Origin of the sequence: Flavobacterium resistens, assembly GCF_900182645.1 — a bacterium.
GTDB classification, from domain to species: Bacteria; Bacteroidota; Bacteroidia; order Flavobacteriales; family Flavobacteriaceae; genus Flavobacterium; species Flavobacterium resistens.
The window spans coordinates 769,972-783,837 of the sequence record NZ_FXTA01000002.1; the positions used below are offsets into that span (position 1 = coordinate 769,972).

Genomic DNA, 13,866 nt, shown 5'->3' on the forward strand with positions numbered 1-13,866 from the left:
ATTAACCTAAAGTAACTCTTTTGAAACCAGTGATTTCAACATTGAATCCTTTAACATAATCACCAACTTTTTTACTATCATCTTTGATAAAGTTTTGATCTAATAAAGCTTTTTCTTGATCTAAAGTAGTATTGTCAGAGATGAAACGTTGAACTTTTCCTGGAAGAATTTTATCCCAGATTTGCTCTGGTTTTCCTTCAGCTTTTAATTCAGCTTTAGCATCTTCTTCAGCTTGTTTGATAACTTCAGGAGTTAATTGAGAGAAAGAGATATATTTAGGAACATTTTTTAAAGTTTTTCCTAAACGTGCAGCTTCTTCATTTTCTTTTTCGATTACAGCAATACGAGCAGCAAGTTCAGAAGCAACGAAAGCAGGATCAAAATCTTTGTAAGATAATGTATCAGCTCCCATAGAAGCAACTTGCATAGATACGTCTTTTGTTAAAGTATCAGCATTAGCAATTGGAGAAGAAATAGCTGTTAAAGCAGCAATTTTGTTAACGTGAACATAAGATCCAACGAAAGCACCTTCTAAAATTTCAAAACCACCGATTTCGATTTTCTCACCGATAACACCTGTTTGCTCGATTAATTTTTCAGCAACAGTGATTCCGTTGAAATCAGAAGCCAAGAATTCTTCTTTAGAAGAGAAGTTGATAGCTCTTTCAACTAAATCTTTAGCTAAAGTTACGAAAGCTTCATTTTTACCTACGAAGTCAGTTTCACAGTTTAAAGTGATGATAGCTCCTTTAGTGTTGTCTGCATTGATAAAAGAAACAGCAGCTCCTTCAGAAGACTCACGATCAGAACGGTTAGCAGCAACTTTTTGTCCTTTTTCTCTAAGGATTTGTATAGCTTTATCGAAATCTCCTTCAGCTTCAACTAAAGCTTTTTTACAGTCCATCATTCCGGCACCTGTAGATTGTCTTAATTTATTTACGTCTGCAGCAGTAATTGTTGCCATAATATTTTGAATTTTAATGTTAAAAGTAAAAATTCCATCTTCTAAATCCCAAACTCCAATTTTATTAAATTATCAACATAACGTTTTTAATTTTGTATTTGGAATTTGGAATTTAAAATTTGGAATTTAAAATTTGATTTATTCTTCAGTTGCAGGAGCAGCTTCAGCTTCAACAGCAGGAGCTTCTTCAGCAGCTTCAACTTCTTTTTCAGCACCTCTGTCAGAAAGACCTTCGATTACTGCAGTAGTCACTAAAGATAAAATTTTGTCAATTGATTTAGAAGCGTCATCATTTGCAGGAATCACGTAATCAACCTCTCTTGGGTCAGAATTCGTATCAACCATTGCGAAAACTGGAATGTTTAATTTTTGAGCTTCTTTTATTGCGATGTGTTCAGCTTTGATATCTACTACGAACAATGCAGCTGGTAGTCTAGACATGTCAGCGATTGAACCTAAGTTTTTCTCTAATTTAGCACGTAGACGATCAACTTGCAAACGCTCTTTTTTAGATAACGTCATGAAAGTACCATCTTTCTTCATTTTATCGATAGAAGACATTTTTTTAACTGCCTTTCTGATAGTTACGAAGTTAGTAAGCATTCCACCTGGCCATCTTTCAGTGATGTAAGGCATGTTTGCAGCTTTTGCTTTATCAGCAACGATGTCTTTTGCTTGTTTTTTGGTAGCTACGAATAAGATTTTTCTACCTGATGCAGCGATTTTTTTCAAAGCTTCATTAGCCTCTTCAATTTTAGCTGCAGTTTTATATAGATTGATAATGTGAATACCATTACGCTCCATATAAATGTAAGGAGCCATGTTTGGATCCCATTTTCTAGTCATGTGTCCGAAGTGAACACCTGCTTCTAGTAATTCTTTTACTTCTATTTTGTTTGCCATTTTTGTACTAGTTTACGTTCTGTTGATTAGCAATGTATAAATGGCGATTTCTCTGGCTTTATACATTTAGATGCTAAACTATTTCCTACCTCGATAGGAGAGCAACAATAACTGTGTTTTTTAATTTCAATAAATAATTGATAGTCTTGTACCAATGTACAAGACAGGTAATATTAACGTTTAGAGAACTGGAATCTCTTACGAGCTTTCTTCTGACCGAATTTCTTACGTTCAACCATTCTTGGGTCTCTTGTTAATAAACCTTCTGGTTTAAGGATTCCTCTGTTTTCAGCGTTAACTTCACACATTACGCGTGCTAACGCCATTCTTACAGCTTCTGCCTGACCAGTTGTACCACCTCCGTAAACGTTTACTTTTACATCAAAGTTACCAGCATTTTCTGTCATAGATAATGGTTGTAAAACTTTGTATTGTAAAGTTGCAGTTGGAAAGTAAGTTGCGAATTCTTTTTTGTTTACAGTGATGTTTCCAGTTCCCTCAGAAACGTATACACGTGCAACAGCGGTTTTTCTTCTACCGATTTTGTGAATAACTCCCATTACTTAAGATCATTTAGGTTAACAGTTCTAGGTTTTTGAGCTCCGTGAGTATGCTCAGCACCTACAACAACATTTAGATTTCTGAAAAGTTCTGCTCCTAATTTGTTTTTAGGTAACATACCTTTTACCGCTTTTTCTACTAATAATGCAGGGTTTTTAGATTGCAATACTTTAGCAGTTAAAGTTCTTTGTCCTCCTGGGTAACCTGTATGACGCATGTAAATTTTGTCATTCATTTTTGTACCTGTAAGGTTAATTTTCTCTGAGTTGATAACAATTACGTTATCTCCACAGTCAACGTGCGGTGTGTAACTTGGCTTGTACTTACCTCTTAAAATCATTGCAACTTTAGAAGCAAGACGTCCTAAGTTATGACCTTCAGCGTCAACAACAATCCACTCTTTAGTTACAGTGGCTTTGCTAGCTGAAACTGTTTTGTAGCTTAATGCGTCCATAATATTATTTTAATTAAACATTCCATCCCCAATAAAGGGGATGCAAAAGTACAATTAATTATTTTAAAACCAAATACCTGAAAAGAATATTTTATATCCTGAAAATCAGGCTCTCAGTTTTGTATTTAAATCATTAAAAAAAAACCACCTTCACGATAACGCGAAGATGGTTCAATATTTTGTTTTTTTTGTGTTAAACAATAAATAAATTTGCAATGTCAACAACTTGTTGTGTATTCAGCGGTTCATCATAAGCTTCTGATCCTGCGGCCGCTCCAAACAAACTGGCAGTATTGTAGCCGGCCTGCATAGTGACACCTTCACCATCATAAACTGCCTGAGTGGCTGCTGGCATTCCGGCACCTCTTTCTGCATTTGAAATCCAGCCTTTTAATCCGCGTAAGCGTCGAACTTCAGATGCATGTCGAGCTTCGACAGAATGAATTTGCAAGGCAGCTGTCAATAAATCGGGAGTTGAAATTAAATTCGCAGCTTGACCTTTGTAAGCTCTAACGCCTGTATCTTCAAAAGCTTGCGCCAATGCTAAAAAGGTCGGATAATCATGAAAAGGATCAAATGCGCCTCCAACGGTAAAATCAAAAGTAGGTTTTGCAACAAAGTTTGGACTCATTGTTCCGCCCAATCCTGCAATTAAGAATTTTACATGATCAGCTTCGTGATCTGCGATTTGCTGAAAAACTTTCAAATCGCGTCCGCCATTTTCAGAAGCGGGAATTACTCCAGAATCTAATGCCATTGCATAAAATTCGTTTTCAAGATATTCTAAAGTAAGTGCAAATTGTAATGCTCCAATTGGTGTAGCAGGAGTTACTGTTATATCTTTTGCAAGTGCTTTGTTTGCCATTGCTGATAATCCGAATGGGATTGATGCCAATGCCAGATTTCTTCCCATATTTCCAAACTGATTAAAACTGTCTCTTCTAGAGCCGGTTCTTGCCATTAAACTATCATCAGTGAAGGTTTCTATAAATTTTAAAATATTCATAATTTCTAAGTTTTAGCTAGTTAAGATTAAGGTAAATAGTTGGCAGTAAATTTTGTAGTAATAAATCCTCCAGCAATTGGCAGAATTTTGGAAGGATCTTTTGCGACATCTAATCCTGTTGATGTATTTACAATATCGTCACCCGCAAAATCTTTGGAATTAGGGTTGATCAAGCTTCTTATAGCTGAAGCATGTCTTGCTTCGACAGAAACAATTTTTCCAGCCAATAACAAGTAATCTGCGCTTTTAATTAATTTTCCAGCACCGTTGTACGCGGCAACTCCTGTATCTTCTAGTGCTTTTGCAGTTGCAAGAACTTCGTTACGACTGTTGAAATTCATAGAGCCATAGTTAAATGCCAAGGAGGGAAGCAGTTGTGAGCTAGGATCTGGAAGTGCTCCAGTCAAAGCGGCTTTGAAAAAATCTCTGTGAATTACTTCGTGATGATATAAATCGGTTAAAACCTGACGTTCAATATCATTAAAAGTAGAGTTAAAATTTGAGGCGTTTACGACTTTCGTGTAAAAGTCGGCTTCTAATTGTTCAAGTGCATACGCGTACGTAAGTACACCAAAGTCTCCTGAACCTAAATCAAACACTCCGTTCTTTATGCCTGGCAGGGTATTATCCTGCATATTGTTATCATCATCATTGTTGCTGCAGCCAGCCAGAACCAAACCTGCACTAACTAGCGTTAAGCCGCTGAGCTTTAGAAAGCTTCTTCTGCTATCTAGGGAAGGATTAACTTCCTGAATTTTAACTTCGTTTTTCATAATCAAAGGTTTTTATTAAGGTTAATAAAGCGTATATTAGAGTATTAACGAGATTTAAGGAGATGCGGTTTTAAAAATCAGGGTTATCTTGCTTTTATTTTCAAAAGACCTTATATTTTTAATAAGTGGTAGGGCTTTTTTGTTTTATTTTAGGTAATTCTACTATATTTGTATTAATTACATAAAATTTTAATAGATGAAAGCTAAAGCAACTCTTAAACAAATTGCGAAAGAACTAGGTGTTTCTGTGTCTACAGTGTCTAAAGCATTGAACGATAGTCCGGAAATTAGTGAGCAGACGAAGGTGAAGATTAAGGAGTATGCCAAACTCAAAAATTATAAACCGAATGTTATTGGTCTGAATTTGAAGAACAGAAAAACCAAAACCATTGGTGTAATTATACCTAATATATTGAACTCTTTTTTTGCTAAAGTTTTTAGCGGGATCGAAAAAGTAGCCGACAAGAAAGGATATAATGTAATTACTTGTATTTCTAATGAATCTTTAGAAAAAGAAATTCATACGCTTGAAATGTTGAGCAACGGAACTATTGACGGTTTTATTCTTTCAGTTTCTGAGGAAGCGCAAAAACTTCAGGATTACAATCACTTTTCGGAAATTATTAATGACGGAACTCCAATTGTAATGTTCGACCGTATTGCTGATGAAGTTGATTGTGATAAAGTTGTGGTTGATGATTTTGACTCTGCTTTAAACTCAACACAGCATTTAATTAATTTAGGATGTAAAAATATTGCGTTGATTTCGTCAGTAGATAATTTAAGCGTTGGAAAATTAAGAGCCGATGGATATTTAAAAGCTTTAAAAGACAATAATATTCCGGTGAACGAAAAAATCATTCTTCGAACTGATTCTGAAGATGATATGAAAGCTAAAATCGATGCTATTTTTGATAATAAAGTAGATGCAATTTTTGCTTTAGATGAAAATGATTCGGTTGCTGCTTTGAGAGTGAGTCTGAAAAAAGGATACAGAGTTCCGGAAGATATTTCAATTATTGGTTTTGCTGACGGAATTTTAGCTTCAAGACGTTTGTCTCCAAGTTTGACAACAGTAAGCCAACACGGAATCGAAATTGGCGAAGTTGCTGCAAAACGATTAATCAAAAGATTGGAAGAAACCGAAGAAGAAACTTCAGATTATGAAACAATCGTTATCAAGACAGTTTTGAAAGAAAGAGAATCGACTAGAAAAGTAAAATAATTAAAAAACCACCAGCAACAACTGGTGGTTTTTTTATGTTTCAAAGTTAATTCGAAAGCTCTAAAATTAGATTAATGCGCTTCTAACCAATCTTTACCTAACCCAAGTTCAACTTCTAAAGGAACCGCCATTTTAAATGCGTTTTCCATTTCGTGTTTAATCATTGGCTGGATTTTTTCGAGTTCATCATTATGAACATCGAACACAAGCTCATCATGTACCTGAAGCAACATTTTAGATTTCCAGTTTTCGTCTTGTAATTTTTTATGAATATTAATCATCGCAATTTTGATTACATCGGCAGCGCTTCCCTGAATTGGAGCATTTACAGCATTTCGTTCGGCAGCACTTCTTACTACAGCATTTGCAGAGTTGATATCTTTTAAATAACGACGACGTCCTAAAATAGTTTGTACATATCCTTTTTCGCGTGCAAATTCTATTTGCTCGTTAATGTAAGATCTTAATCTCGGATAGGTTTTATAATACGCTTCAATTAAAGCGGCGCTTTCACTTCTCGACAATGAAGTCTGACTGCTCAATCCAAAAGCAGAAACACCATATATAATTCCGAAGTTTACTGTTTTGGCATTGCTTCTCTGTTCACGTGAAACTTCATCCAAAGCTACATTAAATACTTTTGCAGCTGTTGCTTTATGAATATCTTCTCCATCCTGGAAAGCTTTAATCATATTTTCTTCACCACTTAAAGCAGCAATAATTCGTAATTCAATTTGCGAGTAATCGGCAGAGATTAAAGTGTGATTTTCATCGCGTGCAACAAAAGCTTTACGAATTTGGCGTCCTCTTTCGGTACGAATCGGAATATTCTGCAAGTTCGGATTATTGGAACTCAAACGACCTGTTGCAGCAACTGTTTGCATATAATCGGTATGAACACGCAATGTTTTTTTGTCTACTTGTTCCGGCAAAGCCAAAATATAAGTGCTTTGCAATTTCACCATTTGGCGCCAGTCCAGAATTTGTTTTACAATCGGGTTGTCATTGGCTAAATAAGTTAAAACTTCTTCTCCGGTTGCATATTGTCCGGTCTTGGTTTTCTTTTGTTTGGCACCGCCAATTTTCATTTTGTCAAATAAAATATCCCCCAACTGTTTTGGAGAAGCTAAATTGAATTTCTCTCCGGCAGTTTCATAAATTTGTTGTTCCAAAGATTTGATTTCCACATCCATTTCAGATGACATTCCTTTTAAGAAATCAACATCCAAACGAATTCCTTCGGTTTCCATTGCAGCCAAAACGCTTACTAATGGAATTTCGATTTCATCAAATAACTTTTTAGTTTCGGTTTTGTCTAATTCGGTCGTAAAGATTTCTTTTAATTGTAAAGTAATATCAGCATCTTCGGCAGCATATTCTTTAATGTCTTCTAAAGGAACATCGCGCATTGAAAGCTGATTTTTTCCTTTTTTTCCAATTAAGTCTTCAATTGATTTTGGAGAATATTTCAAATATGTTTCGGCCAAAATATCCATATTATGACGCATATCCGGATTGATCAAATAATGTGCAATCATGGTATCAAAAAGTTTTCCTTTTACGGTAACACCATAATTAGCAAGGATTTTTAGATCATATTTTAAATTCTGTCCAATTTTTTCGATGTTTTCATTTTCGAAAAATGGGACAAATTTGTCAACTAAAACTTGAGCTTCTTCCTGGCTTTCCGGAAACGGAACGTAATATGCTTTTCCTTTTTCAAAAGCAAAAGACATTCCGACTAATTCTGCATGCAAAGCATCAATTCCAGTTGTTTCGGTATCAAAGCAAACCGAAGTCTGATTTTGTAAATTCTGCAAAAGCAATTTTACACCCAAATCTCCTTGAATAATCTGGTAGGAGTGAGGTGTATCTAATAATGTATTGTAAAAAGAAGTTCTTGGAGTTTCGGCATTTTCATCTGCGGAAGCGCTTCCAAAAAGATCAAATTGATCGTCATTTTTAGGTTGTGGTTTTTTGTACAATTTAGCATCAGAAACTTCTGGAGCTGCAGTTTGAGTTCCGTCTGTTTTGAATAAATTGTCAAACTGTTCTGCCATTCTTCTAAATTCTAATTCCTGAAAAATAGCATCCGTTTTTTCAATATCCGGACGTGTTAATTCGTAATCAGTTTCATCAAAAGTTACTGGACAATCTAATAATATAGTTGCCAATGTTTTAGAAAGAAGACCTTTTTCTTTATTGGCTTCAATGTTTTCTTTCATTTTGCCTTTTAGCTTGTCGGTATTTGCCAAAAGGTTTTCCATTGTACCAAATTCTTTCAAAAGTTTTTTGGCTGTAACTTCTCCAACTCCGGGAAGTCCAGGAATATTATCGGCAGCATCGCCCATCATTCCAAGAAAATCAATTACTTGTTCTGGTCTGTCGATTTCAAATTTTGCCAAAACTTCGGGAACACCCCATATTTCGATTCCGTTACCCATTCGGGCCGGTTTGTACATAAAGATATTTTCAGAAACTAACTGAGCAAAATCTTTATCAGGCGTTACCATAAAAACTTTGTAATTCTGTTTTTCTGCTTGTTTGGCAATAGTTCCAATCAAATCGTCGGCTTCAAAACCTTCAACTTCAATAATCGGAATGTGCATTGCTTTTAGTAATTCGCATATATAAGGTACCGCAATTTTTATGGCTTCGGGCGTTACGTCGCGATTGGCTTTGTATTCTGGAAAGATTTCATTTCGTAGCTGACTTCCGCCTTTGTCAAAAGCAACGGCCAAGTGGTCTGGTTTTTCTCTTTTGATAACATCCAGAAGTGAGTTCATAAAACCCATAATTGCAGATGTATCCATTCCTTTTGAGTTGATTCTCGGGTTTTTTATAAAAGCATAATAACCGCGGAAAATTAATGCATAAGCATCTAGAAGAAAAAGGCGTTTTTGAGTTGACATATAAAAAATATTAGTCTGTAAAAATAAACAATTGGGTTCTTAAAAATTATCGTAACAAGATTTTTTTTCCAACATATAAGTTATATAAGTTGATTTTAGTAGAGAGGCACTGCAATGGTTCTAAAATATTTATTGCGAATATTATTTATGCTGAATGTTGAAATGAACTTATATGACTTATATGGTAAAAAGCGAGAAAGAGTTAATATCAAGTTAAAAATTTTTATTCAGGGATTTCTTCATTTTGGCTTCATTTTGCAGAGGTAATTTTGATCTGTAAAATAAAAGGTAATTAATTTTTAAATCTTAGAAATCATGAGAAATTTATTGATGTTATTAGTAGCAGTTTTAGGAACAAGCGCAATGGTTCATGCGTTTCCTGCAAAAGATGGTAAAACAGTTCCAGTTAAAGAAGTTACCGCAACAAAACACCCGAAACACAAATCTGATAAAAAAGCGAAATCAGAAAAAACTGAAGCTCCAAAAGCAGAGACAGCAAAAGTAAAAAAATAAGAAAAAGAATTTAAGAGAATAAAAAACATTAATTTAAAAAATTAGAAATCATGAAAAATTTATTGATGGCCGCAGTATTGATTTTAGGAACAAGTGTAATGGTAAATGCTCAAACTGCACCAACTCAGGCTGCACCGGCAAAAGAGGTAAAAGCAACTAAACACCATAATCACAAATCTGGTAAAAAAGAAAAATCAGAAAAAAGTGAAGCTCCAAAAGCAGAAGCTGCAAAAAAGTAAAATAAAGATTGTTTGAGTTTTGTTTTTTATCATGGTAAACAAAAACAAAACAGGAATAATGATTATGGAGAATGCGGTTGGAAAAGGCTGATGAAGAAATTTATCAGCTTTTTTTATTCGTTAATTTTTTAATAATGCGTAACAAGATTTTTTAAAATTGCTTAAATTTAATTGCGCTTAATAGCTGTTTTTATGAATATTTTAATTGTTGAAGATAACAGAGAGCTAGCAGTAGAAGTTTATGATTTTCTGTGCAATGCGGGTTATGTATGTAAAATTGCCCATAGTTGTAATGATGCTTTGGAAGAAGTCAGCAGTAATGATTATGATGCCATGCTGCTTGATCTTGGCTTGCCGGATGGAGACGGTTTTGAGGTTTTGAAAACCGTACGAAAAACGCAATCAAAAATGGCTGTAATTGTTCTCACAGCCCGCGGAGAATTAGATGACAGAATAAATGGTCTTCATTTAGGTGCCGATGATTATTTGACAAAACCTTTTGCATTAACAGAACTAAGTGCCAGATTGTTTGCCGTAATTCGCAGAATTCATGGTTTTACATTAAATAATTTAAGCATTCACGGGTTTTTGCTTCAATTGCAGGATTATAAAGTCAGCTATAATGATATACCGCTTAGTCTGACTAAAAAGGAATTTGATATTTTTCAGTATTTGGTTTTGAATAAAAACAGAGTTATCACCCGACTTCAGTTAACGGAGCATATTTGGGGAGATATTCTTGAAGTTAATTCTGATTCCAATTTTATAGATGTTCATGTCCGAAATCTTCGAAAAAAATTAGACAAACATCGATCTATAGATTGGTTTGAAACCGTTCGAAATGTAGGTTATCGCATAAACGAATAAAAATAAATTTGTGAAGATAAAACACCAGTTAGCTATTTTTAATGCACTGACGCGATTGTTGGTGATTTTGATTTTATGGCTAATGCTGCCCATTTTAGTTGAAAATGTTGTTTACCGACATATTAATAATGGCTTGATTGAAAAAAAGAAAAAATTTATTGATCATTTGAATAAAAAAGAAATTGATGATTTTATTGAAAATGCCGATGATTCAACTGAAACATATTCTCAATTTTCTACGCTTCACAGTGAATTTTTAGTATTATCTAAAATCCGGGTAAAGGAAAAAGATAAAAAAGCGATTTTCACGAATGAATACCGAATTATCGAAGGAGAAGAAAATGAATATAGAATTCTGCAATATCATTTCACCTACGAAAATCAAGGTTATCAACTGGAAATCGGGAGCAGTTTGAGTGAAGTGAATGACCTTACTTTTATTATCCGATTTTTTATAATTATTGTTTTAGTTGTTATTTTGCTGGTTACTTTTTTGGCAGATACCGTTTATATTGAATATCTGCTGAAACCTTTTTATAAAATCATCGATACAAAAATAAGGCGCGTTAACGAACCGGAAGCTTTTGATCATACTCCGATAAAAGCAAATTCGAGAGATTTTAGAGAATTAGATTTGGTTCTGAACCAAATGATGGATCGAATCTCAGAACTTTTCAAAAAAGAAAAACAATTTATTTCGAATGTTTCACACGAATTGTTAACACCAATTGCGCTGCTGAAAAACAAATTCGAAAACTTACTTCAGAATGATTCTCTAGATGATAATGCTGTTGATAAAATTGCAGGTTCATTGAAGACGCTGGATATGCTGAAAAAAATCATCAATAACTTGCTTTTGATTTCCCGAATTGAAAACAACCAGTATGAAGCAACCGAAAATATTAATTTCCATGAAATTATAGATGATTTGCAGGAAGATTTTCAGGATCGTATGGAGGATCGTGAAATTGATTTTGTAAATCAGATGGAGTTTGATTATGTTTTTATCGGAAATAAAACACTGATTCATATTTTGATTTATAATTTGGTAACCAATGCCATAAAGTATAATCGTCCAAAAGGGAATATTATAATTTCAGATGGATTTGAAAAAGAACGCTATTTTATTTCAATTGCCGATTCAGGATTGGGAATGAGTGAAGCTCATTTGGAAAAAATATTTAACAGATTTGCCAGAATTAATTCAGATCAGGAAGGTCAAGGCTTGGGACTTGCTATTGCTGAAAGTATAGCCTCTTTTCACCATATCGAAATCAAAGTTGTTTCAAAAATAAATGAAGGAACAACCTTCACATTAGTGCTTCCGGAAGCTGTAAAACACAATTAAAAGTTAATTTTTCCTAACAGGTTTAATCTTCATTTAATCTTCATTTTGTGATTCTATCTTTGAAGTATAATAATGAAGTAATTAACAAATCAGCAAAAAATTTTAATTATGAAAAAAGTAATAATGTTAGCAGTAGCTGTTCTAGGAACAGTGGCTATGGTAAACGCTCAAACAACTCCAGCTCAAACCGCTCCAGCAAAAGAAGCTAAAGCTCCTAAAAAAGAGAAAAAAGCAGATAAAAAAGCTAAAAAAGCAGAGGCAGCTAAGCCAGAAGCAGCAAAAACTCAAAAATAAAAAGCACAAGTTTGCTCAGCAAACAATGTTTTGGTTTATAAAAGGTTTTAAAAAATTTGGTAGAGAAAAAGCTGGCAGAGAAATCTGCCAGCTTTTTGTTCTTTATTTTTGAGTTAAATTTTTGATAATAAAAAGCAATAAAATTTTCATTCTTTGTTACTTTGCTTAAAACTATAACTAATGATTTTTCGTTTTGTAATTCTTTGTGCCCTTTTTCTGCTTATCGAGTTTTATTCCTATCAAGCTTTCCGAACTCTTATCAAAGTAAGATGGGCTTTAATAAGTTATCAGATTATAAGTTTTCTGCTTTTAGCATTTATCATTTATTCATTTACTCAATTTGACCGTTCAGTAGGACAAACCAAGCAAACCATGTTTACAATGGGACTTATGCTGTTGGTTTATGTTCCAAAAATCGTTCTTACGCTAGTAATGTTTGGTGAAGACATTTTTAGAATTGGAGCCAGTCTTTTGAATTATTTCATGTACAACGCTCCGAGAAAAGAAATGATGCCAGATAGAAGAAAGTTTATCAGTCAAATTGCATTAGGATTGGCGGCAGTTCCTTTTTTATCTTTGATATATGGAATTTTTGAAGGAAAATATAACTTTAAAGTCATTAAGCAAACGATTTTTTTTCCAGATCTTCCAGATGCTTTTGATGGTTTCAAAATTACCCAGATTTCAGACGTTCACAGCGGAAGTTTTGATAATCCGGAAAAGATAAATTACGCTATTGATTTGATCAATGAACAAGAATCAGATATGATTTTATTTACCGGAGATATCGTAAATACACATGCAAAAGAGATGCATCCTTGGCTAGAAACTTTTAGCCGAATCAAAAATTATAAATACGGTAAATTTTCGGTTTTAGGAAATCACGATTATGGAGAATATGTGACTTGGCCATCAGAAAAAGAAAAAGATGAAAACTTTCATGAAATCAAGAGTCTTTATGGTCAAATAGGATTCAAATTGTTATTGAACGAACATACATACATTCAAAAAGGCGATGATAAAATTGCTTTAGTTGGAGTAGAGAACTGGGGCGTTAATTTCAAGAAAGCCGGAGATTTAAATAAAGCTTCTGAAAATGTAGCAAAAGAGGATTTTAAAGTCTTAATGAGTCACGATCCAAGTCATTGGGACGCCGAAATTAAAGATCATCCTAAAAATTTCCATTTGACATTGGCAGGACATACACATGGAATGCAGTTTGGAATCGAAATTCCAGGTTATTTTAAATGGAGTTTGGCACAATATATTTACAAACAGTGGGCAGGCTTGTACGAAACAGCCGGAAGATACGTTTATGTTAACCGCGGATTTGGTTTTCATGCCTATCCAGGCCGAGTTGGTATTATGCCAGAAATAACAGTGATAGAACTAAAAAAGGGCAAGAATGTGGCTTAATTCGTTAAAAATGCTACATTTGTAGAATATTTGCCTCTTTGTAGTAAATTAAAAAATTTAAATTTTTGGTTTTATGTCAAAATTTGGAGAACTAATAAATGCTCAAGTCCCTGTGTTAATTGACTTTTACACAGATTGGAATGAATCGTCAGTATCAATGCATCCTGTAATTAAAGATGTTGCGGCTGCACTTGGTGATAAAGCCAAAGTAATCAAAATTGATGTAGATAAGAATCAGGAACTAGCTGAGGCTCTTCGTATTAAAGGACTTCCAACACTTATGATTTATAAAGAAGGTCAAATGATTTGGAGACAATCAGGAGAACTTGATGCAAATACAATTATAGGAATTGTTCAAGAACAATTTAATCAATAATAAAACTTTTGTTGA

General features: G+C 34.0%; 15 protein-coding genes. 8 read left to right on the plus strand and 7 right to left on the minus strand.

The features are described from left to right. Position 1 precedes the first annotated feature (1 nt). The 6 genes from tsf to FN795_RS09415 all read right to left on the minus strand — a co-directional run bounded on the left by tsf (position 2) and on the right by FN795_RS09415 (position 4,661). The gene (tsf, locus tag FN795_RS09390) at positions 2 to 964 is read right to left on the minus strand and encodes a translation elongation factor Ts (protein WP_142450369.1); all 963 of its coding nucleotides are present in this window, start codon (positions 962 to 964) and stop codon (positions 2 to 4) included. A gap of 138 nt (positions 965 to 1,102) precedes the next feature. Continuing rightward, the gene (gene rpsB / locus FN795_RS09395; RefSeq protein ID WP_035645329.1) at positions 1,103 to 1,867 is read right to left on the minus strand and encodes a 30S ribosomal protein S2; all 765 of its coding nucleotides are present in this window, start codon (positions 1,865 to 1,867) and stop codon (positions 1,103 to 1,105) included. Between the two features lie 173 nt (positions 1,868 to 2,040). Beyond that, the gene (gene rpsI / locus FN795_RS09400) at positions 2,041 to 2,427 is read right to left on the minus strand and encodes a 30S ribosomal protein S9 (RefSeq protein ID WP_035645327.1); all 387 of its coding nucleotides are present in this window, start codon (positions 2,425 to 2,427) and stop codon (positions 2,041 to 2,043) included. Continuing rightward, positions 2,427 to 2,882, minus strand: a complete 456-nt coding sequence (gene rplM / locus FN795_RS09405; RefSeq protein WP_035645324.1) for a 50S ribosomal protein L13 — start codon at positions 2,880 to 2,882, stop codon at positions 2,427 to 2,429. Before rplM ends, rpsI begins: the two co-directional genes overlap by 1 nt. Positions 2,883 to 3,075: 193 nt before the next feature. Continuing rightward, positions 3,076 to 3,888: a ferritin-like domain-containing protein gene (locus FN795_RS09410; protein ID WP_142450370.1), complete on the minus strand. Its 813-nt coding sequence runs from the start codon at positions 3,886 to 3,888 to the stop codon at positions 3,076 to 3,078. 26 nt (positions 3,889 to 3,914) lie between these two features. Further along, complete coding sequence (locus tag FN795_RS09415; RefSeq protein ID WP_142450371.1) at positions 3,915 to 4,661, minus strand: ferritin-like domain-containing protein; 747 nt, start codon at positions 4,659 to 4,661, stop codon at positions 3,915 to 3,917. Positions 4,662 to 4,857: 196 nt separating this feature from the next. On the opposite strand from FN795_RS09415, the gene FN795_RS09420 reads away from it, so the two are divergent. Continuing rightward, on the plus strand, positions 4,858 to 5,886 hold the full coding sequence (locus FN795_RS09420) for a LacI family DNA-binding transcriptional regulator (protein WP_142450372.1): 1,029 nt from the start codon (positions 4,858 to 4,860) through the stop codon (positions 5,884 to 5,886). Positions 5,887 to 5,957: 71 nt separating this feature from the next. Here FN795_RS09420 and polA read toward each other — a convergent pair whose 3' ends face one another. After that, a complete protein-coding gene (polA, locus tag FN795_RS09425; RefSeq protein ID WP_142450373.1) occupies positions 5,958 to 8,798 on the minus strand; it encodes a DNA polymerase I in 2,841 nt (946 codons plus the stop codon). Between the two features lie 315 nt (positions 8,799 to 9,113). Between polA and FN795_RS09430 the strand changes: the two genes are divergently transcribed. From FN795_RS09430 to FN795_RS09460, 7 genes are all read left to right on the plus strand, one after another. Continuing rightward, the gene (locus FN795_RS09430; protein WP_142450374.1) at positions 9,114 to 9,311 is read left to right on the plus strand and encodes a hypothetical protein; all 198 of its coding nucleotides are present in this window, start codon (positions 9,114 to 9,116) and stop codon (positions 9,309 to 9,311) included. Between the two features lie 50 nt (positions 9,312 to 9,361). Beyond that, entirely contained in the window at positions 9,362 to 9,550 is a 189-nt protein-coding gene (locus tag FN795_RS09435; protein WP_142450375.1) for a hypothetical protein, read from the plus strand. A 192-nt stretch (positions 9,551 to 9,742) separates the two neighbouring features. Beyond that, on the plus strand, positions 9,743 to 10,417 hold the full coding sequence (locus FN795_RS09440; RefSeq protein WP_142450376.1) for a response regulator transcription factor: 675 nt from the start codon (positions 9,743 to 9,745) through the stop codon (positions 10,415 to 10,417). A 10-nt stretch (positions 10,418 to 10,427) separates the two neighbouring features. Continuing rightward, positions 10,428 to 11,765: a sensor histidine kinase gene (locus tag FN795_RS09445; RefSeq protein WP_244289963.1), complete on the plus strand. Its 1,338-nt coding sequence runs from the start codon at positions 10,428 to 10,430 to the stop codon at positions 11,763 to 11,765. A gap of 108 nt (positions 11,766 to 11,873) precedes the next feature. After that, on the plus strand, positions 11,874 to 12,059 hold the full coding sequence (locus FN795_RS09450) for a hypothetical protein (RefSeq protein WP_035645306.1): 186 nt from the start codon (positions 11,874 to 11,876) through the stop codon (positions 12,057 to 12,059). Positions 12,060 to 12,239: 180 nt separating this feature from the next. Further along, positions 12,240 to 13,475, plus strand: coding sequence for a metallophosphoesterase (locus FN795_RS09455; protein ID WP_142450377.1), 1,236 nt, complete (start codon positions 12,240 to 12,242; stop codon positions 13,473 to 13,475). A 73-nt stretch (positions 13,476 to 13,548) separates the two neighbouring features. Further along, positions 13,549 to 13,851, plus strand: coding sequence for a thioredoxin family protein (locus FN795_RS09460; RefSeq protein WP_026728605.1), 303 nt, complete (start codon positions 13,549 to 13,551; stop codon positions 13,849 to 13,851). Positions 13,852 to 13,866: the final 15 nt, after the last annotated feature.